At 65.6% G+C, this 19,429-nt stretch carries 15 protein-coding genes; 3 read left to right on the top strand and 12 right to left on the bottom strand.

The window, feature by feature from the left end; all coding sequences use genetic code 11:
• Both F4Y72_08385 and F4Y72_08390 read left to right on the top strand, forming a co-directional pair.
• On the top strand, positions 1-876 hold an 876-nt coding region (locus F4Y72_08385; protein ID MXZ28305.1), incomplete at its 5' end, for a polysaccharide deacetylase family protein.
• Between the two features lie 27 nt (positions 877-903).
• Positions 904-2,307, top strand: a complete 1,404-nt coding sequence (locus F4Y72_08390) for a redoxin domain-containing protein (protein MXZ28306.1) — start codon at positions 904-906, stop codon at positions 2,305-2,307.
• Between the two features lie 30 nt (positions 2,308-2,337).
• Here F4Y72_08390 and F4Y72_08395 read toward each other — a convergent pair whose 3' ends face one another.
• The 6 genes from F4Y72_08395 to hpaB all read right to left on the bottom strand — a co-directional run bounded on the left by F4Y72_08395 (position 2,338) and on the right by hpaB (position 11,722).
• Positions 2,338-4,620, bottom strand: a complete 2,283-nt coding sequence (locus tag F4Y72_08395; GenBank protein MXZ28307.1) for a thiol:disulfide interchange protein — start codon at positions 4,618-4,620, stop codon at positions 2,338-2,340.
• A 37-nt stretch (positions 4,621-4,657) separates the two neighbouring features.
• Positions 4,658-6,526 carry a DNA helicase RecQ gene (gene recQ / locus F4Y72_08400; GenBank protein ID MXZ28308.1) on the bottom strand — a complete coding sequence of 623 codons (1,869 nt, stop codon included), beginning with the start codon at positions 6,524-6,526 and terminating at the stop codon, positions 4,658-4,660.
• An 85-nt stretch (positions 6,527-6,611) separates the two neighbouring features.
• Positions 6,612-7,703 (bottom strand): cyclase family protein, encoded by a 1,092-nt coding sequence (locus F4Y72_08405; GenBank protein MXZ28309.1) that lies wholly within the window; start codon positions 7,701-7,703, stop codon positions 6,612-6,614.
• 127 nt (positions 7,704-7,830) lie between these two features.
• Positions 7,831-9,291 (bottom strand): sodium:solute symporter family protein, encoded by a 1,461-nt coding sequence (locus F4Y72_08410; GenBank protein MXZ28310.1) that lies wholly within the window; start codon positions 9,289-9,291, stop codon positions 7,831-7,833.
• A 15-nt stretch (positions 9,292-9,306) separates the two neighbouring features.
• Positions 9,307-10,383, bottom strand: coding sequence for a flavin reductase family protein (locus F4Y72_08415; GenBank protein ID MXZ28311.1), 1,077 nt, complete (start codon positions 10,381-10,383; stop codon positions 9,307-9,309).
• Complete coding sequence (gene hpaB, locus F4Y72_08420; protein MXZ28312.1) at positions 10,268-11,722, bottom strand: 4-hydroxyphenylacetate 3-monooxygenase, oxygenase component; 1,455 nt, start codon at positions 11,720-11,722, stop codon at positions 10,268-10,270. The genes F4Y72_08415 and hpaB overlap by 116 nt, the downstream gene beginning before the upstream one ends.
• A gap of 86 nt (positions 11,723-11,808) precedes the next feature.
• On the opposite strand from hpaB, the gene F4Y72_08425 reads away from it, so the two are divergent.
• Positions 11,809-12,273, top strand: coding sequence for a nuclear transport factor 2 family protein (locus F4Y72_08425; GenBank protein MXZ28313.1), 465 nt, complete (start codon positions 11,809-11,811; stop codon positions 12,271-12,273).
• Here the strand turns inward: F4Y72_08425 and F4Y72_08430 are convergent.
• Genes F4Y72_08430 through F4Y72_08455 form a run of 6 tightly spaced genes read right to left on the bottom strand, consistent with a single transcriptional unit; the run spans position 12,266 to position 19,420 of the window.
• Entirely contained in the window at positions 12,266-13,615 is a 1,350-nt protein-coding gene (locus F4Y72_08430; protein MXZ28314.1) for an SLC13/DASS family transporter, read from the bottom strand. The genes F4Y72_08425 and F4Y72_08430 overlap by 8 nt on opposite strands.
• Before the next feature lie 22 nt (positions 13,616-13,637).
• On the bottom strand, positions 13,638-15,056 hold the full coding sequence (locus F4Y72_08435; GenBank protein ID MXZ28315.1) for an NADH-quinone oxidoreductase subunit N: 1,419 nt from the start codon (positions 15,054-15,056) through the stop codon (positions 13,638-13,640).
• A complete protein-coding gene (locus tag F4Y72_08440) occupies positions 15,053-16,561 on the bottom strand; it encodes an NADH-quinone oxidoreductase subunit M (protein MXZ28316.1) in 1,509 nt (502 codons plus the stop codon). Before F4Y72_08440 ends, F4Y72_08435 begins: the two co-directional genes overlap by 4 nt.
• On the bottom strand, positions 16,561-18,501 hold the full coding sequence (gene nuoL / locus F4Y72_08445) for an NADH-quinone oxidoreductase subunit L (protein MXZ28317.1): 1,941 nt from the start codon (positions 18,499-18,501) through the stop codon (positions 16,561-16,563). Before nuoL ends, F4Y72_08440 begins: the two co-directional genes overlap by 1 nt.
• Entirely contained in the window at positions 18,498-18,803 is a 306-nt protein-coding gene (nuoK, locus tag F4Y72_08450) for an NADH-quinone oxidoreductase subunit NuoK (GenBank protein MXZ28318.1), read from the bottom strand. The genes nuoL and nuoK overlap by 4 nt, the downstream gene beginning before the upstream one ends.
• A complete protein-coding gene (locus F4Y72_08455) occupies positions 18,800-19,420 on the bottom strand; it encodes an NADH-quinone oxidoreductase subunit J (protein ID MXZ28319.1) in 621 nt (206 codons plus the stop codon). The genes nuoK and F4Y72_08455 overlap by 4 nt, the downstream gene beginning before the upstream one ends.
• Positions 19,421-19,429 lie beyond the last annotated feature (9 nt).

Genomic DNA, 19,429 nt, shown 5'->3' on the forward strand with positions numbered 1-19,429 from the left:
CTGACTCAATCCAGGCATTACGACTTCGTGCCCATCATCGACCGCGAGCCGTTCAGGCTGCCCGACGGGGCCCGCGTAGCGGTAATGCCTTACCTGAACATCGAGCATTTCCCGGCCGACATCCCCGGAACCGCGCTGGTTCCGGGCACCCAGCAGTTCAATCCCGACCCGCTGAACTACGGCTGGCGGGACTACGGCAACCGTGTCGGACTGTGGCGCATGGCCGACCTGCTCGACGAGTGCGATGCCCGTGCGACCGTGTGCCTGAATTCCGAAATCATCCGCGAGTACCCGCGCATCCTCGAAGAAGGCATGGCCCGCAACTGGGCCTGGATCGGGCACGGCGTCAACAACGCACCCGCCAACTTCATCAGCAATATCGACGAGGACCGCGAGCGGGAGATCCTGAGTGCGGTGCTGACGTCCATGGAGGAAACGATCGGGCGACCCACCAAGGGCTGGCTCAGTCCGTTCCTGACCCACACGGACAACACGCCGCGCCTGCTGGAGGAGTTCGGCGTGGAGTACCTGTGCGACTACACCGCCGACGACCACCCGTTCCGCTTCAATACGCCGAAAAACAACCTGATCGCCGTGCCCTACACGGTGGAATTGAACGATATTCCGGCGTTCGGCAACGTTGGCGTGTCTTCGGAGGCGTTCGGCGACATGATCATCGACCAGTTCGACGTGCTCTACGAGGAAGGCGCGACCAACGCCCGCTGCATGCCCATCTGCCTGCACACCTTCTGGGTGGGCCAGCCGAACAAGTTCAAGCACCTGGCGCGCGCGTTCCGCTACATGGCGAAGCACGAAGGCGTCTGGTTCACCACCGGCGACGACGTCAACGACTGGTACCGCGCGAACTTCATGTAGCCCCGGGACGGAGCGTATCGCTCCGCTATGGAGTGCGGGTGTCCCGCCTCCCAGGGAGAGGGAAACCTTCGCTCCCATCGGCCGGTTAACCGGGCCGCGGCCTTGTTCGCGGTAAGATTGGGCCAGCGCCCACGACTGAAGGAAACCGCGAACATGAACTACCGCTGCCTGATTCCCGCATTGACCGCAATTGCTCTTGCCGCCTGCGCGGAAACGGGCGACGACGCAATCGGCGGCACCGAATCGAACCGCTATACGATCACCGGCGACCTCTCGTCCGTTTATGAGAATGGCGAATTCGTTGTCTGGACACCAGCGCCGAAGGAGGACGCGGCCGGGGCCGGGGTCATGACGGCCGCAACCTCGATGTCAGGCGCCGGAAACTCCGAATCCAGCCTCAGGGACGGACTGAATGTTGTTGCCGAGGCACCGGTGGTGGACGGCAAGGTATTCCTGGAAGGAACGGTGGAAACGCCCCGCAATGTGTTCTTCTACGTCCTGAACGCGACGAGAGACGGCGGAATGCGATTGGCGCCGGTCAAGGGTCAATCCTTCGTGCTGGAACCGGGCGATCTGAAGCTGACCATGGACGGCCGCGCCAAGTTCATTGTCGAAGGCGGCCATTACAACGACATCGTGATCAATTCCTGGCGCCTTTCTCCGGAATACCTGGAACATATGGAAGCGTATAACCGGACGGTGAAATCCGTGGAAGGCGAGACCGAGGACGAGCGGCGCGCGCGCGTGGACAAATCCAGCGAGATCTTCAACGGCATGCTGCAACTTGAGAACCAGGGCCGTCAACAGGTGGCCCTGGCCCACGACGATCCGCTGGCGCGCAAGCTGACCATTCAATCCACCTGGCTGAGGGGTCCGTGGATCACGGATGCGGTCCGGAGACTGGCCGAGATCATCCCGGACGATCCATGGGTGATCGAGAGCCTTGCGTCCGAAGAGGCGTATGCCGCCAACCGGGCGAGAGCCGATACGTTCGCGGTGGGCAGCCAGATCGAGGACTTCGAAGCCGAAACGCTGGATGGAGAGATCGTCAGCGTATCCGGCGCGCGTGAAGGGAAGGACGTGGTTCTGGTGGAATTCTGGGCTTCCTGGTGCGGTCCCTGCCGGGCGGAGATCCCGCACATGAAGCAGGCCTATTCCGAACACGGCCCCAGTGGATTCGAGATCTTCTCGTTCACGGTGGACGATGAACGCGAGGACTGGGTGGAGGCTTCAGAGGAAGAGGACCTGCCCTGGATCAATGCCGGAATGGGCATGGATCATCCCGCCACCAAAGCCTACGGGGTTACCGGCGTGCCGGCGAACTTCCTGGTGGACGCCGCCTCGGGCGAAATCGTGGCCAGGAACCTGCGGGGACACAAGCTCGACGAAGCGCTTGAGGAGCGCTTCGCGAATTCAGGCGACGAGGGCTAGAGCGGCGCTCCGACCGACCCCGGCGCTCGGTCAGGCGTTCTCGACCGCTTCGATGACCAGGTTCGGAGTGAGAATCTGAGGCAGAACCAAGGCCTCGTCGGCCCCGGGCTTGAAATAGAGATACAGCGGCACGCCCGCCCGTCCATGGCGCTGCAGAATCTCGGTGATCGCCGGGTCCTCGTTGGTCCAGTCGCCCACCATGACCTGCACGCCCTCACTGGAAAAGTACTCCCTCACCGCGTCGCTCTTGAGCGCCACGTTCTCGTTCACCTTGCAGGTGATGCACCAGTCGGCGGTGAAGTAGGCGAACACAGGCATCTCATCGGAGCGCAACTCGTCGAGCGTTGCCGCCGAGTAGGCCACCTCGTTTGAGGCCACCGGCGTGCTGTCCGGCGCCGCCGTAAAACGCGGCACCGCCCAGATGCTGAGCGCCACCACGAGCAGTCCGGCTACGCTTGCGGTGCGCCAGGGGCGCGAATAGCTCTCGGCGCTGCGGCGATTCCATCCGAACGTGCCCAGCCCAAGGGCCAGGGCGGCGATCAGCGCCAGCGTCAACGCGTTGACTCCGGCCTGGTTGCCGAGCACCCAATACAGCCAGATTGCCGTTCCGAACATCGGAAACGCCAGCGCCTGGCGAAAACTCACCATCCAGGCGCCGGGCCTGGGCAGTAGCCGCTGGGCATCGGGCAGGAACGAAACGACGAAATAGGGGAGCGCAAAGCCCAGCCCAAGCGCCAGGAACACGCCGACCGTAACCGCGGCCGGCTGCACCAGCGCGTAGCCGATCGCACCCGCCATGAAGGGCGCGGTGCAGGGTGTCGCCACCAGCACCGCCAGGACGCCGGTGAAGAACTCGCCGGCCTTGCCCTGGGTAGCCTTGCCGCCGAGCGCGCCCCCTCCTACGTTGACTTCGAACGCGCCGAGCAGATTGAGGCCCACCCCAACCATGACCAGCGAGAGGATCGCAACGATGAGCGGGTTTTGCATGTGAAATGCCCAGCCCACGAGCTGACCGCCCTGGCGCAATGCAATGATCAGCGCCGCGAGGACCAGGAAACTCACCAGCACGCCGGCGAGGAACTGTATGCCCGAATTGCGCGCGGCGCGCGGGCTTTCACCCGCCATCTGGGCGACGCCCAGCGCCTTGAGGCTCAGGATCGGCAAGACGCAGGGCATGAGATTGAGGATCAGACCGCCCAGGACCGCAAAACCGATTGCCTGCACAAACCCGACCAGGAAATTTCCGTCGGAACCTGCCGGGCCCGGGGAGGACCCCGAACCGCCGCTGCCCGCCTGGCTTCCCCCGCCGGGGCTGGAGTACCCGCCCCCGCCGGGCGTGACGCTGAGGCTCGCAATCGCTTCCGTCTCCGCTTCGTCCGGGCCTTCCGTGCGCTGTGCCGACAGACTGAACGACTGCCGCGGAGCGCCGTCCACGGCCACCGAAATCACCAGACCGGTATCGTCATAGCGGGCCACCCGCCGACCGGCAGGAACGCTGACATGGAGACGGTCCGCCCAAAGGCCCACCTGCTGCGCGACCGTGTGGTCGATCATGCCTTCGGCTTCCGGGAACAAGTAAACGCTGGCCGCGTTTTCCATCGAAAGAGGCGTGGCCACGTCGAAGACCACTTCGCCCTCACGCTCGGAGAAAACGGCAGGCCACTCCACGTCCTGCGGTATCAGCGCGCGTGCCTCGGCAAAGGCCGCGGTCCGCCATTCTTCGGCCTCGGGGGCCGTTCCGCCCGAACCGGACACCGGAATCTCGAGCGTCAGGTTCGCGCGCTCGGGAATACAAACCTGGTCGTCACATACCAGCCACGAGGCCCGGGCGCTGATCGCCAGAGAATCGCCGGACACCGGCTCGGTTTGAATCACGTCCACCAGCAGGAGCGTCGGCCCGTTGTAGCCGTAGCTCATCATGGTCATGAAGGGCACGAAACCGGGGGCGGGAAATTTCAGTTCGCCGAACTCCAACTCCTCCGGAGCGTCCCATTTGAGTTGCGCCGGCTTGCCGGCGTCGCCCGGATTGATCCAGTAGGTGTGCCAACCGGGATCGGGGGTGAGATTGAGGCCAATTGTGAAAGGCTGGCCCGGTGTGACGCTTGCCACCTCCGCCAGCAGTTCGGCCTGCGTGTTACCGGTCTTGACCGGCGCCGCCTGCGCCGGCTTAAGCGCAAATGCAGCCACCGAGATGAGGATTCCGGCGCATATCGCCAGGATCCGGTCACTGCGTGTGTGGAGCCTCATCAGATTGTTGTCGCCCTTGCCTTGTTCCATTTTCCTGTTCCCGCTTGCACCCCGTTCAATGATCATAGCGCAGTCCCGTCCCGCTTACCTTACGATTTCCTGATCATGCCGGGCCGTCGTCCACCCCTGATGCCGGCCGGTTGCGGGCCTCGCCGTTTCGCAGGGCAACGTCGGCGATGACCTCAAGGAAAGCGTCTCCGAAGCGCTCCAGCTTGGCCTGCCCCACGCCATGCAGGGTGAGCATTTCCTCGGGCGAGCGGGGACGGGTGCGCACAAACTCCCTTAGCGTCGCATCGTGGAACACCACGTAAGGCGGGACCCCGGCCTCGTCGGCCAGAGCCAGCCGGCGTTCCTTCAGCGCCTGCCACAAGGGTTCGTCGCCGGGGCCGATTTCCCAGTCCGGCTGCCGGCGTTTCGGCTGATGCCTGGGGCGGGCGGCGCGCACCTCCTGGCGCAATTCAATCGACTGTTCGCCCCGCAGCAGGGGCCGTGAATCCGGCGTAAGGACCAGCGCCCCGTGCCGTTCGGGATCCACCCGCGCGAAACCCAGCGCCACCAGCTGCCGGGCGACGGCATGCCACTCGCGCGCCGACAGGTCGGCGCCGATTCCGAAGGTGGACAGCTCCTGATGCCGGTGTCTTTGCACCTTGTCGGTTTCCTTCCCGCGCAATACGTCCGCCAGGTGGGCCACGCCGAACCGCTGCCCGGCGCGCACCGCGCAAGACAGGAATTTCTGCGCGGGAACGGTGCCGTCGAAGGTGTTGGGCGGGTTCAGGCAGATGTCGCAGTTGCCGCACGGCCCCGCATATCGCTCGCCGAAATAGGCCAGCAGCGCGGCCCGCCGGCAGCGCGTAATTTCGCACCAGGCCACCAGGGCCGCCAGGCGGGCCCGCTGCACCCGCTTGTGCTCGTCGCCGGCCTCCGATTGATCGACCATTTGCCTGAGGCGCACGACGTCTTGCAGCCCGTAGCACATCCAGGCTTCGGCCGGCTTGCCGTCGCGTCCCGCGCGCCCGGTCTCCTGGTAATAAGCCTCCAGGCTCTTGGGGAGGTCGGTATGGGCCACAAAACGAACGTTCGGCTTGTCGATCCCCATGCCGAAGGCGATCGTCGCCACCACGATCGCCTCGTCGGACCGCTGGAAGTGCGCCTGGCAGCGACGGCGCTCCCCTGCCGAGAGGCCGGCATGATAGGGCCAGGCGTCATACCCCGCCTCCCGCAGGCGCTCGGCGGTCGTTTCCACCTTTCGCCGCGAAAGGCAATATACGATTCCCGCCTGGCCCTTGCGTGTAGTGAGAAAGCCCGCCAGGTCCGCCCCGGGGCCCCCTTTCATGCGCACGGTGTAGCGGATGTTGGGGCGGTCGAATCCGCTTATGAACCGGGACGCCCCGGTCAGCTTCAGGCGCCGCACGATTTCCTCGCGGGTCGCCTCGTCCGCCGTGGCGGTGAGCGCCATGCGCGGCGTGCCCGGGAAATGGTCCCTGAGCACATCCAGGCCCAGGTACTCCGGCCGAAAATCGTGCCCCCATTGGGACACGCAATGCGCCTCGTCTATGGCGATGAGAGCGATTTGCGTTTCCCTGAGCAGCGCCAGAGTCCGCGTTTCTTCACGAAGCAGCCTTTCCGGGGCCAGATAGAGAAGGTCCAGTTCCCCTCGCCTGACAGCACCGATGACCTGCCGCTGGTCCTCAGTGGACATGGATGAATTGAGGAACGCCGCAGCGACGCCATGCTCGCGCAAGGCCGCAACCTGGTCCTGCATGAGCGCGATGAGCGGCGAGACCACCAGGCCGACGCCGGAGCGAAGCATCGAGGGAATCTGGTAGCAAAGCGATTTGCCGCCGCCGGTGGGCATCAGCACCAGCGCATCGCGGCCGGCTAGGACGGCTCGTATGATCGCTTCCTGCTCCGGCCGAAAGGCCGAATACCCGAAGACGGAGCGCAGGAGCCTGTGGGCGGTCGTGAGATTCACGGCGGGATTATAGGAATCGCCGCGATCCCCTTTAGTTGCGCCCCGCTTCCTCCGCTACCTGCTGCGCAGCGCGCTACGAGAGGCGTCAGCCGATGGCGATGGGCCGCACGGGCGAACCGGAGGCGCCCACGGAACGCAAGGGCAGGATGATCGTGCAGGACTCCCATACCTGGTCCGCGGCGAGTTCGGCCAGGTTTGCGTTCTGGATGTTGTGCACGCCGGACTGCGTGAGGTTGTGGTGGTGAATCACGAACGGCAGGCCTTCCGGAGTGCCTTCGGGCGGGCCCGCCTGACCCATGAGTTGCCCGTCGTGGGCCGGATCGGTGAACGGATTGTCCAGCGCCACCAGCACCACTCCCTTGTCGCCCAGCATCTTTGCCGCGTCGTATCCCAGGCCCGGCCCCATCGCGTAGTACGGCGGCTGGTTCCAGTTATCGCTCCATCCCGTGTAGATATAGACCACGTCGCCGGGCAGGATGCCGCGCTCGGCCAGGCCCTGGGCCGCCAGCATCGCTTCGATATCGGCCGCGGTGATCACCTGCCCCGGCTGCAGGGGATCGCCGCCGCCCATCTGGGCGCGGGCGTCCAGCAGCAGGGCGCTGGTCACCAGCGGCGGCGCGTGCTCGATGCCTAGCTTCAGCAAGGGGGAATCGGGCGTCGGCTTTACGTCGGCCTGCGAATAGCCGCCGTAATACATCGCCGAATCGGCGGGCAGATCGCCTTCGCCCAGCCAGGGTTCGGGAAGGTAGGCGAAGTGTCCCAGCGCGTCCATCTGGGTGCCCTGCGCGCCCGGCTCGCCGCCGGTCAGGTGCTCGCCGTTGAAGGCGTGGGCGGTATAGGGAATGCCGACGGTGGGACGGTAAACGTATTCGAGCGCAGGCGAGAACGGTGATTGGGGCATGGACATCGAGCGCGGGTGCGACAGTTCGTAGACCTTCGCGCCGGGTTTGCCCATGTGAAACGCGCAGCGCATCCAGGTGCCCGGACCCTGGGTATTGCCGTTGCCGCGCTGGTCGCCCTCCGCCCAGGGACCGGCCGGAGTCAACTCGACGGACTGCGCCCGGATAGCGGCCTGCGGATCGGCCGCCTCCTCCACTTCACCCTGCGGCGCTTCGCAAGCCCAGATCAGGGTGAGCAGCGCAACACAGGCGCCCGTTGTGCGATAAATCGAAGTCATTTGCTGTCTCCCTTGGCGCGGTCTCCGCCGCGGCCCCTGCCCCGGTAGCTTGCCACAAACATAGCCGCGATCACGATCGCCGGCAGCACGATCTGCACCACGAAACTCTCGATCGGAAGTCCGAGAATCATGGCCCGCGGCCCTCCCGGCCGGCCGCCGCGACGCCGCCGATGGCGACGGCCGGCGGCGTAAAGGCATTGACCAGCGCCATCGTTGCGCCGGCCACCAGCAGGCCCGGAATGCCCGGATGCAGGACTTGCGCCCAGCCCTGACCGCTCAGCGTGCCGGCAATCCAGATCAGCGTGGTGGCGACGCCGCACACCGACGAGGCCAATGCGGCCTCGGCGCTCACGCGGCTGCTCACCATCCCCGCGATCAGCGGGAAGAAGAAGGCCGCGCCGATGATCGCTACGGCGAAGGACACGATCCGCAGGATCAGCGCTACGTCGGGTATCGCCAGCACGAAGGCCACGGCGCCGACGGCCACGATGGCCCAGCGCGATATCCAGACGTAGCTGCGCTCTTCGCGTTCGACCCCCCGCGGCTCGTCCACGCACTTGCGCACCAGGTCATGGGCCAGGGCCGAACCCGCCATCAGCAGCAGCGAGTCCGTCGTGGACATCGCGGCCGCGGCGATCCCGGTGAGCGCGAACGCGGCCAGAGCCGGAGCCAGGTACTGGCTGACCAGCGCGACGTAGGCCTGATCGGGCGAGGCCAGGCCCTCCCAGACCGTGATCCGGGCCACCGCGCCCAGGTACATGTTTCCGTAGAGCAGGAACACCATCACGATCAGGATGGTCCACGGCAGCGATACCCGCGCGACCCACGAGTCGCGCGCGGCGTACATTTTCGTGACCAGCTCAAGGCGCGTGCAGTAGGCCAGCATCCAGATGATCTGCCAGGAAATGAAGTACCCCCAGCCCCAGGACACTCCGCGCAGGCTGGTCCAGCCGGGCGCGGCCTGCTCCACTTGCTGCATGACCGCGGTCCAGCCGCCGACTTCCTGCAACATGACCGGCGCGATCAGCAGCAGCCCGGCCCACATGAAGAAAAACTGGGCGATGTTCGTCCACACGACGGCCAGCAGGCCGCCGAGGGCGACATAGGCCACGAATATCAGGCTGCCCAGCGCCAGCCCCCAGAGGAAGGGGATATCGAGCAGGCGCTCCAGAATGAAGGCCATGCCGCGCAATTGCGCCACCAGGTAGACGACGCTGGACACGGCCACGACGATCGCGCTCCAGGCGCGCATTTTCCGGCTTGCATAGCGGTCGCCCAGGTAGTCCGGCAGCGTGAAGCCGCCGGACTGACGCAATTTGCGGGCGAAGAAGAAGAATACGATGGCAATGCCGACGGTGAATGCCAGAAACGGCAGCCCGGCCACGCCGCCGAATGCCCCTATGAAGGCGACGCCGCTCAGTATCGAGCCCCCGTGCATGATGGCCGCCACGTTGGCGAGAACCAGGACGGGAACGCCGAAACGGCGACCGGCGACCCAGAAGTCCTCGCTGGCCCGCTGTCCGCGCGAAGCGACCAGTCCCAGCGCCACCACCAGCACCAGGTAGGCGGCGAAAATGGTCGGGCCCATGCCGTCGGCGGCGGGTCAGCGCGGCCGCTCGCTGCCGGCCAGTCGCGCAATCATGCTGCGCAGCATCTGTTTGAAGTCCTGCTGCTCCAGTTCGGGGAAATCCGCCAGCACGTCCGCCTCGCGGGCCTTGGCCACGGCCAGCAGCTTGACGACCTGCCGGCTGCCCCGCTGGGTGCAAACCAGTCGCGGCAATCCGCCTTTCACCCTGGGTTCGGCTTTCGCGATCATCTCCTGGTCGAACAGTGCCCTGAGCGTTTTGTCGAGAATCTCGTCCGGCATGCGGATGATCCACGCGAGTTCGTCGCGGGTGCAACTCTGGTCGCTCAATGTGGCCAGCACCCGCCATTCGTCGCGGGGGATTTTCTGCTCGGTCAGGTGCTCGTAGAACGGCAGGCCAAAAAGCCGGTAGGCCCGCGCGAGCAGGGGCAGCAGGAAGTCATCGACATAGCCGCCGGCGATCTCCGATCCGTCCGGGCCATCCGCCGGGCGCGGCATCGTGACCGTGTAGTCGCCGCGGTGGAAGACCAGCGGAGTTCGGTCGTGAACCTCGAACTGGAGCACCTCTCCCACGAAGATCGCATGATCGCCGCCGCTGTAACGGTGCACGTTGCGGCACTGGAAGGTAGCGGCGCACCCGGCGATCACGGGCGCGCCGCCGATGCCCTCCATGCAGTCCAGTCCCGCAAACCGGTCCTCCACGTCGCGCGAGAAACGCCGCGAAACATCGACCTGGTCGGCCGCCAGCACATTGACCGCAAAGTGGTCCGCATTCGCGAACACCTCGAAGTTCAGCGAATCGTTCCTGAGGCTCCAGAGCACCATCGGCGGATCCAGAGAGGCGGAATTGAAGCTGTTGGCGGTCAGCCCGATGCGGTCTCCGCTCCCGGACTTCGTGGTCACCACCGTTACGCCGGTTGCGAACTGCCCGAGCGCGTTGCGGAAACCACTTGAGTCCAACTGTGTTCCTCGTGACCGGCTAGCCGTCGTCTTGGGAAGAAGTGCGAAGAAACTCGCGCACGCGTTCCATGTACGGAGTGCGGTCCTTGGAGTGGAAGATCGCGCCGGCCATCCGCACGGGATCGCCGAAGAAATAGGTCTCGTACTGCACCTGCCGGGACGCGAAAGCCGACAGCGCCGTGTCCCAGGCCAGGCGGTAGAGCGGAATACGATCCTTCGCCTCCAGCCGCGCCGCCTGGTAGTAGCGATGCACCTCCTCGCTCAGCGGACCCTTTAGGTCCGCTTCGGTGGGCATGGCAACGAGGCCGCTGGCGCCCAGCAGGCGGACGATCTCGACCATGCGCGGGTAGAGGCGCGGATACAGGTTGCGGGCCGCGTCCAGCGGATCGAAGGCCGGCGTCATCATGCCGTGCTCATTGACGGCCGCGTCGGCCTCCGCGGCCCGCCGGAAGGCCTTCATGGTTTCCAGGTTGACCCAGATCTCGGCCACCTTCTCCTGCACATGCTGGAAGATCTCGATCCCCACGGCGTCGATCATCAGCGAGACCAGGCCCAGCAGGAACTCGGTCTTGGCGATGTTCTTGCAGATGACCTGGTGCGACATGTGCACCACCGCGGAGGTGGCCGCGTAGGCCTCGTTGCAGGCCTTCACGTCGCGGTACAGGAACACGTTCTCCCACGGCACGAACACGTCGTCGAACACCACCAGCGCGTCCAGTTCCTCGAACCGCGAGCCCAGCGGGTGATCGAAGTGGTTACGCCCGTAGTCCACCGTTTCCCGGCAGATGAACTTCAATCCTTCGGTCGCGTTGGGCAGGCAGAAGGCGAACGAATACGGCGCGTCCTCTTCGGGATTCTTCAGAAGCGTGGAAGGAAACACCATGATCGAGTCGGAGATCGGCAGCGTGGCCAGCATCCGCGCGCCCTTGATCACCAGGCCGGCGTCGGTTTCCTCCTTGACCCGCGCCGCCAGGAACGGGTCGGCCTGCTTCGCGGCGCTGACCGCGCGGTTGATCTGCGGGTTGATCAGCGTATGCGTTAGCGCCAGGTCGCGTTCGCGCATGTCCCGGTGAAACGACCTGGCGTTCGCCCCGCCCCCCGGGTGCGCCGAATCCAGCCAGCCGGCGGCAGCAGCGTAGGCGCTCATTGCGCGGTTCAGGTAGCTGGGGTCGCGTCCCGCCATCCCGAAGCTGAAATCCGCGAGCCGGTGCATCGAATCGCCGACGCGAACGAGATCCTCCCGCGTCTCGGGAATCATGAAGCTCATTCCCACCGGGTCGCCCGTCTGGGGCGAGGGAAAGAGCAAGGTTTCGGGTTCTTCGTGCTGAAAGTCGTAGCGGGCTGCAAGGCTGCGCACACCGCCGGCTATGCCGTCTTCGGCGGTGATGTCTTCAACCTTTCGTCCCCGATGCCACAACTCCATCGGAGAGTCCCTGAGTGCCTGTATGAGCTCGTCGCCTGTTCTCGCTGGCAAGACCTGTTCCTTCTGCGCTTACTTCCGGTCGGGCGGCCATTCTAGCCCGAACGCCATCCCGCAACGGGGCAGGCATAATTCCGCCCATGAATACCGAATCGAATCTGCAGGAGGCCGTCGCCGGCGTCCTGCGCCAGTTGCAGAAAAACTGGGACCGCATGGACCTCAAGGCAATGGCCGACCTTTGGGACACTTCCGATCCCGAGCCCTTCTACCTCCCGGAGGAAGTCGATCAGCCGTTGCGGGACTGGGACGCGATCCATGCGTATTGGAACAAGACCATGGAGTTGATCCCACGTCTGAAGATGCGCATCTGGGACGTGAAGGCCGTACCGCTCAGCGACGACCTGGCGTGGGTTTCCTACCAGTTTCACTGGGACGCGGTAGCCGAGGGCTACGACAAGCCGGTTGGCGCGGACAACCGCGCCGTCGCGCTGTTTCGCAAGCTCCCCGAGGGCTGGCGGATCTGCCGCTACGTCGAGGCGCCGCTCGCGCCCATCCTCTACATGCGCAAGCTCTACGAGAACTCGGTGGAGGCCGATTTCAGCTAAGCAGCCAGTAGGTGATCGTTGAGATCACGAGCGCGCCCAGGAAGTTGAGCACCAGGCCCTCGCGGGCCATTTGCGGAACGGTCAGGCGCCCCGAACTGAAGATCACGGCGTTGGGTCCGGTCGCGACCGGCAGCATGAAGGCGAAACTGGCGCTGATCGCCGCCGGAACCATGATCAGGCGCGGTTCCATGCCGGCGGCAACGGCGGCGGCGGCCAGTATCGGCATGAGCAGCGAAGTCGTGGCCGTGTTGCTGGTGATTTCGGTCAGGAAGGTGACCGCCAGGCAGATGAGCAGGATCAGCAGCAAGGGTGTCCAGTCCGCCTGAGCGGCAAGCGCCGAGCCCAGGCTGGCGCTCAGGCCCGTGCTGGCGAAGGCGCCGGCAAGGCAGATGCCGCCGGCGAACAGCAGCAAAACGCCCCAGGGAATGCCGGCGGCCGTCTTCCAGTCCAGCAAACGACCGCCGGCGCCATTCGGAATGACGAACATAGCGACTACCGCAAGCAGCGCCACGCTGCCGTCGTGGGCCTGGTCCAGGCCCAGCAGTCCGGACCAGCCGCCGAAGGGTTCGCGACGGGTCACCCAGAGCAACGCGGTGATCGCGAATACCACGAGAGTCCGCACCTCCTCGGTGCGCCACGTTCCGACGGCCGGCAGTTGCACGGGCGCGCGCAGCTTGAGCTCGCGGGTCAGCCAGAATCCGGCTATCGGCAGCATCACCAGGACCACGGGCAAGGCCCAGCTCATCCACTGCGTGAAGCCCAACTGATTCCCCGTGGTCTCCTCGTAAACGCGCATGAAGATCAGGTTGGGCGGCGTGCCCACCGGAGTGCCGGTGCCGCCGATGCTGGCCGCATAGCACATTCCGAGCAAAAGCGGCAGGGCCAGCCTCTTGTCGTCGCAGCCCTGGATGACAGCCAGCGCGATCGGCAGCAGCATCAGGGTGGTGGCCGTGTTCGATATCCACATGCTGAGCACCGCGGCCGCGGCCATGAAACCGAACACGAGCCTGCGGCCGTCGCTGGCGCCGAAAAGATTGATCATCCCCAGCGCGATCCGGCGATGCGCGCCGCTCTTTTCCATGGCCGTGGAAAGCATGAATCCGCCCATCAGCAGCATGATCAGAGGATCGCCTACCGCGTGCGCCGCCTGCGACGGCGGAATGGCGCCTACCAGGGGCAGCAGTGCTATGGGAATCAGCGCCGTGACCGGAATCGGCACCGCCTCGGTGATCCACCAGGCCGCGCACAGCGTCGTCACGGCCACGGTCCAGGCCACGGCCGGCCCGGCATCCCGCATCAGGAGACCCGCCGTCAGGGCCGCCAGCGGGCCCGCAAACAGCATGATTTTCTTCAGCAAACGGCGGTTACCCCGGACCGAAGGCTGCCCGGCACCATTCCAGCAGCGGATTGGGCCAGACGCCGATGACCACCAGCGCCAGCCCGTTGGCGCCCAGCATTACGCTGGCGCCCCAACCGGGCTTCAATCGCTCCTGCTCCTGCTCGCGCGGGGCCTCCATGAACATCAGCCGGATGATCCGCAGGTAATAGTAGGCCCCGACCACGGCGAATACCACCGCGACGATCGCAAGGGCCGTGAAACCCTGGTCCACCAGAACCATCAGCACCTGCCACTTGGCCAGAAAGCCCGCCAGCGGCGGGATCCCGATCATGCTCAGCATGATGAGCAGCATGATGGACGCCATCCCCGGGTGGCGGCGGTAAAGCCCCCGCAGGCTGTCCAGCGGAGCGGTTTGTTTCTCCAGGGCGATGACCACCCCGAAGGCGCCGGCCGCCATGAGCACGTAAACCAGCGTGTAGAACAGCGCGGCGCTCAAGCCCTCGCCGCCGCCCGCGACCACGCCGAGCAGCAGGAATCCGACATGCGCGATCGCGGCCCATGCCAGCAGCCGCGCGGCCTGGGTCTGGGCCATGGCCACGATGGTGCCCAGGGACAGGGACGCGACCGCCATCACGATCAGCAGCAGGTTCCACTGCTCCTGCGAAGCGGAAATCCCGTCAACCAGCAGCCGCACGATCAGGGCGAACGAGGCGAGCTTCGGGACCGTAGCAAGCAGTACGGCCACACCCAGCGGAGGCCCGTCATACGCGTCGGCCACCCACTGGTGGAAGGGGACGGCGCCGAGTTTGAACGCCACTCCCGTCAGCACCAGGGCCGCGGCGACATACGCCCCCACGCTTTCGGGCGCCAGGGTCGCCGTTTCGCTCAGGAGCAGCGATCCCGACAGGCCGTAAAGCAGGGACATGCCGTACAGCATCGCTCCCGAGCCGATCGCTCCGAGCACGAAATATTTCATTGCCGCCTCGGCCGCGCGGGCGGAGTCGCGCTGCAGGGCCACCAGGGTGTACAAGGCCAGCGCAAGCAGTTCCAGGCCGAGATACAGGGTCAGCAGACTGCCGGCGGATGCGGTCACGAAAACGCCCAGCAGCGCAAACAGGCCCAGGAGGTAATACTCGCCGCGCAGCGCACCGGCCTGGCGCAGGTCGCGCGGCGCATAGACGAAGGCCACGACGCTCATCAGCACACCGGCAATCTTCAACAGGCGGGCCAGCCTGTCCATCACGAATGCGTCGTAGAACATGGCCCCGTCCGCCGCCGCGAAGCAGGTCCACCCCACAAGGACCAGTCCGGCCAGACAGACCGACTGAATGACGACCGGCCGCTTCCTGCCCACGGCCAGGTCCACAAGCAGCAGGACCGGAATCAGCAGCGCAAGCGCCAGTTCCGGGTATAAGGGCGCCCAGGAGGTCAGGTCCATCATCATCCCGCCACCTTCCCGGCCAGGACGTGCCGGGCCAGCCCGTCCAGCGAGGGCTCCATCATTTCAACCAGGGGATCCGGATACAGGCCAAGGACAATCACCGCAAGGCCGATGCCGCCCAGCGCAATCAGTTCGCGGGTATCCAGGTCCTCAAGGCCCGCCACCCGGTCGTTCGCCACCTCGCCGAACACCACCCGCTTGAGCATGTACAGGCTGTATGCCGCGCCCAGCACAAGGATCGTGCCCGCGCCCAGGGCGACCAGCGGTTCGGCGCGGAACGACGCCAGGATGACGAGGAATTCACCGACAAAGCCGGAAGTACCGGGCAGTCCCGCGTTGGCCAGCGCGAACAGCACCAGCAGGACGGCAAAAATCGGCATCGTGTTGGCCACGCCGCCGAAATCGTCGATCCGGCGCGTGTGTACGCGGTCGTAGAGCACCCCGACGCACATGAAAAGGGCGGCCGAAATGAAGCCGTGCGAAATCATCTGCACCATGCCCCCGCCCATGCCCAGCGCCAGGAGCTGGTCCTTGCCCGCGCCCGCGTAAACCAGGGGAATGAACAGGCCCAGGGTCACGAATCCCATGTGCGCCACCGACGAATAGGCGATCAGCTTCTTGAGATCGCGCTGAGCCAGAGCCACTACGGCGATATATACGATCGCGACCAGCGACAGGCCCACGATCAGCGGCGCGAACTGGTATGCGGCATCCGGCGTGACCGGCAGGCTGAACCGAAGCATGCCGAAGCCGCCCATCTTCAGCAGGATCGCCGCCAGAATGACCGAGCCGCCGGTCGGCGCTTCCACGTGCGCATCGGGCAGCCAGGTATGCACAGGCCACATCGGCACCTTGACCGCAAACGCGGCCAGGAAACCGAAGAACAGCAACTGCTGCTGGGCCAGCGTGAGCGGCGCGGCGTGCAGGTCGGGTATGGCGTAACTGCCCGCCTTCAGGTACAGATAGACCAGCGCGACCAGCATGAACACCGAGCCCAGGAAGGTGAAGAGGAAGAACTTGACCGTTGCGTAAATCCGCCGCTCGCCGCCCCAGATGCCGATGATCAGGAACATGGGGGCGAGCATGAATTCCCAGAACACGTAGAACAGCAGGCTGTCCAGCGCGCAGAAAACGCCCAGCATCAGCCCCTGCTGAATCAGCAAAGCCCCGTAGTACAGCCCCGAGCGCCGGTCTATCGCGCGCCAGCCCGCCACGACCGCCGCCGGCGTGAGCAGGAGCGTCAGCAGAATCAGCGCCAGCGCGATGCCGTCGATGCCGAGGTAGTACTGCACGTCGAAACGCTTGATCCAGTCGTGCCGCTCGACGAACTGGTAGCCGCCGCCCGGCTCGAAGGCGCGCCACAGGATCCAGCCGGGTATCCATTCGAGCAACGCTACCCCCAGGCACGTCCAGCGCGCCACGGCGGCGCTGCGCGCAAGGCCCATGATCAGCAGGCCGGCAGCCACCGGCAGCCAGACGATCACGCTCAACAGGCCTGAGTCGGGCATCAGTCCAGCACCAGGATGACCCAGGCGATCAACAGGCAGATGGCCGTCACCATCACGAAGGCATAGTGATACAGGAGGCCGGTCTGCAGGCGCCGCATGACGCCCGAGCCCCAGCGAATCGTCCGCGCCAGCCCGTTGACCAGCAGGCCGTCGATAAAGCGCGCGTCGGCCTGGTCGGCGGCGCCCCTGGCCAGCCCCTGTGTACCGGGTATTACGGCCCGCTCAAGCAGCGGATCGAAGCCGTAACCCAGTTCCAGCAGACGCTTCGGCAGGCGCAGCATCGGCCCGGCCCGGCTCCGCCAGCGAGGCTTCCATTCGTAGAGGGCCCAGGCTGACAGTCCGCCCAGTACCGCCAGCAGAAACACCGGCGAGTACAGGCCGTGGACGAAGAAGTCGAGCGTGCTCGCGCCCAGGTCCGGGGCGCCGGAACCGCTTCCTGAAAGGTTGACCAGGGACCCGGCGAAATACCCGCCCAGGACCACCGGTTGAAACGTGAACCAGCCGATCAAAAGCGAGGGAACCGCCAGGAACACCAGCGGGCCCAGCATCCACCGGCCGCGCGGCTCCCGTTCCGTCATATGGGAAGCGGCTTCGGTCTCGCGGCCGTGAAATACCACCAGCAGGAACCGGGCGCTGTAAAACGCGGTGACCGCCACCCCGGCCAGCAGGCACCAGCCGGCGTATGCGCCGACCGGACCGGAGGACTGGGTCACGGCCGAGATCAGCGCGTCCTTGGAAAAGAAACCGGCGGTTCCCGGTATGCCGGCCAGCGCCAGGGTCCCGATCAGGGCGGTTGCGTAAGTGATCGGCATCCGCCGGCAGAGGCCGCCCATGCGCCGGATGTCCTGCTCGTGATGCAGGGCGACAATGACCGCGCCCGCGGCCAGGAACAGCAGCGCCTTGAAGAACGCGTGGGTGAACAGGTGGTAGATGGCCACCGAATAGGCCGAAACGCCGATACCGGCCATCATGTAGCCGAGTTGGGACAGCGTGGACCAGGCGACGATGCGCTTGATGTCCTGCTGCACGATCGCCACCAGGCCCGTCGCCAGGGCGGTGGTCGCGCCTACCGCCAGCACCAGGGAAAGCGCGAACGGGCTGTATTCGAACAGGGGCGACATGCGCGCCACCATGAATACGCCCGCCGTGACCATGGTCGCGGCGTGGATCAGGGCCGAAATGGGGGTGGGGCCTTCCATCGAGTCCGGCAGCCAGATGTGCAGCGGCATCTGTGCCGATTTGCCCATCGCGCCCACGAACAGCAGCACGCAGCCCAGGTCCAGCGCCGGCAGGCTCACTCCGGGCCAGATGGTGATTTGCTGTTGCGCCAGGCCGGGGGCGCCGGAAAAAACCACGGCGTAATCGAGCGAGCCCGCGGCTCCGCCGATGAGGGCGATACCCAGCAGCAGCCCCAGATCGCCGATGCGGTTCACCAGGAAGGCCTTCAGGCTGGCGAAATTCGCCGAGGGCCGCTTGAACCAGAAGCCGATCAACAGGTAAGAAGCCAGCCCGACGGCTTCCCAGCCCACGAACAACTGCATGAAGTTGTCGGCCATCACCAGCAGCAGCATGGCCGAGGTGAAGAAGGCGATCAGCGCGAAGAAGCGCGCGTAGCCGGGATCGTCCCGCATGTAGCCGACCGTGTACACGTGCACAGCCAGCGACACCCAGGTGACGACGCAGGCCATCAGGGCGGTCAGGCGGTCGATAAGCAGGCCAAAGCTCAGTTCGAACCCGCCGATGCTGAGCCAGTCCAGCAGCTTTACTCTGACTGGTTCGCCGCTCAGCTGCTCCGAAAGGGCCAGGATCGACAGGACGGCGGACAGGCCCACGGCCAGGATCGGCAGGCCGTGAACCACCTGGCGCGGCAGGACCCTGGCGCCCAGCGCCACCAGCGCCGCCGCGCACAGCGGCGCGAACAGGATTGCTTCGTACATCATCCCTTGAGCAGGCTGAACTCTTCCACGTTCACGCTGAGCCGGTTGCGGAACAGCACCACGAGGATCGCCAGGCCAATCGCGGCCTCCGCCGCGGCCACGGTCAGGATGAAGAACACGAACACCTGCCCGGCCAGGTCGCCGAGGAAGTAGGCGAACGCGATGAAATTGAAATTGACCGCGAGCAGCAACAGTTCCACGCACATCAGAAGCAGGATCACGCTGCGGCGGTTGATGAAAATGCCGCACACGGCGATCGCGAACAGGATCGTGCTCAGGGTCAGCAGGTGGGCAAGCCCGATCACTGGTCCTTCTCCACGGGCATCCTGACCAGCCGGACCCGGCTTTCCGGCCGGACGGCGACCTGTTCGGACACCTGCTGCACGCGCAGGCCCTTGCGGCGGCGCAGCGTGAGCGTAATCGCGCCGATGATGGCCAGCAGGAGGATATAGCCGGCTATCTCGAAGGCATACAGGTGCTCGGTATACAGCAGCGTGCCCAGCGCCTGCGTATTGCCCTCCTCGAAAACCAGCGTATCGGCGGGCGCCGCGGCTTCCAGTCCGGAGCGCCGCAACCACCAGACCGAGGAAAGCTGCGCGGCCAGCAGCAGACCGACCAGCACGCCCAGGGGAGCATAGCGCGTGAGCCCTTCACGCATGCGCTCGACGTTGATGTCCAGCATCATCACGACGAACAGCAGCAGCACCATGACCGCGCCGACGTAAACCAGCACCAGGGCCACGGCCAGGAACTCGGCGCGCAGCAGCAGCCAGATGGCGGCCGAGATGACGAAGCACAGCACCAGAAGCAGCACCGAATGAACCGGATTGCGCGCCGTGATCACGCCCACGGCGGCCGCAATCAGCATGCCCGACCAGCCGTAGAAGAGTATGAGCGGGAAAATTTCCGGAATCTGCTGCATGAAGATGCG

It is taken from the genome of Gammaproteobacteria bacterium, assembly GCA_009838035.1.
Taxonomy (GTDB): Bacteria; Pseudomonadota; Gammaproteobacteria; order Steroidobacterales; family Foliamicaceae; genus Foliamicus.

Excerpts from the sequence above, each read along its gene's own strand:
- F4Y72_08410 (MXZ28310.1), bottom strand. The coding sequence starts at position 9,291 with ATGGGCCCGACCATTTTCGCCGCCTACCTGGTGCTGGTGGTGGCGCTG.
- F4Y72_08390 (MXZ28306.1), top strand. The coding sequence starts at position 904 with ATGGAGTGCGGGTGTCCCGCCTCCCAGGGAGAGGGAAACCTTCGCTCC.
- F4Y72_08405 (MXZ28309.1), bottom strand. The coding sequence starts at position 7,703 with ATGACTTCGATTTATCGCACAACGGGCGCCTGTGTTGCGCTGCTCACC.
- nuoL (MXZ28317.1), bottom strand. The coding sequence starts at position 18,501 with ATGATGTACGAAGCAATCCTGTTCGCGCCGCTGTGCGCGGCGGCGCTG.
- F4Y72_08455 (MXZ28319.1), bottom strand. The coding sequence starts at position 19,420 with ATGCAGCAGATTCCGGAAATTTTCCCGCTCATACTCTTCTACGGCTGG.
- F4Y72_08435 (MXZ28315.1), bottom strand. The coding sequence starts at position 15,056 with ATGATGATGGACCTGACCTCCTGGGCGCCCTTATACCCGGAACTGGCG.
- F4Y72_08440 (MXZ28316.1), bottom strand. The coding sequence starts at position 16,561 with ATGCCCGACTCAGGCCTGTTGAGCGTGATCGTCTGGCTGCCGGTGGCT.
- F4Y72_08430 (MXZ28314.1), bottom strand. The coding sequence starts at position 13,615 with ATGCTGTTTGCGGGCCCGCTGGCGGCCCTGACGGCGGGTCTCCTGATG.
- F4Y72_08425 (MXZ28313.1), top strand. The coding sequence starts at position 11,809 with ATGAATACCGAATCGAATCTGCAGGAGGCCGTCGCCGGCGTCCTGCGC.
- F4Y72_08395 (MXZ28307.1), bottom strand. The coding sequence starts at position 4,620 with ATGATCATTGAACGGGGTGCAAGCGGGAACAGGAAAATGGAACAAGGC.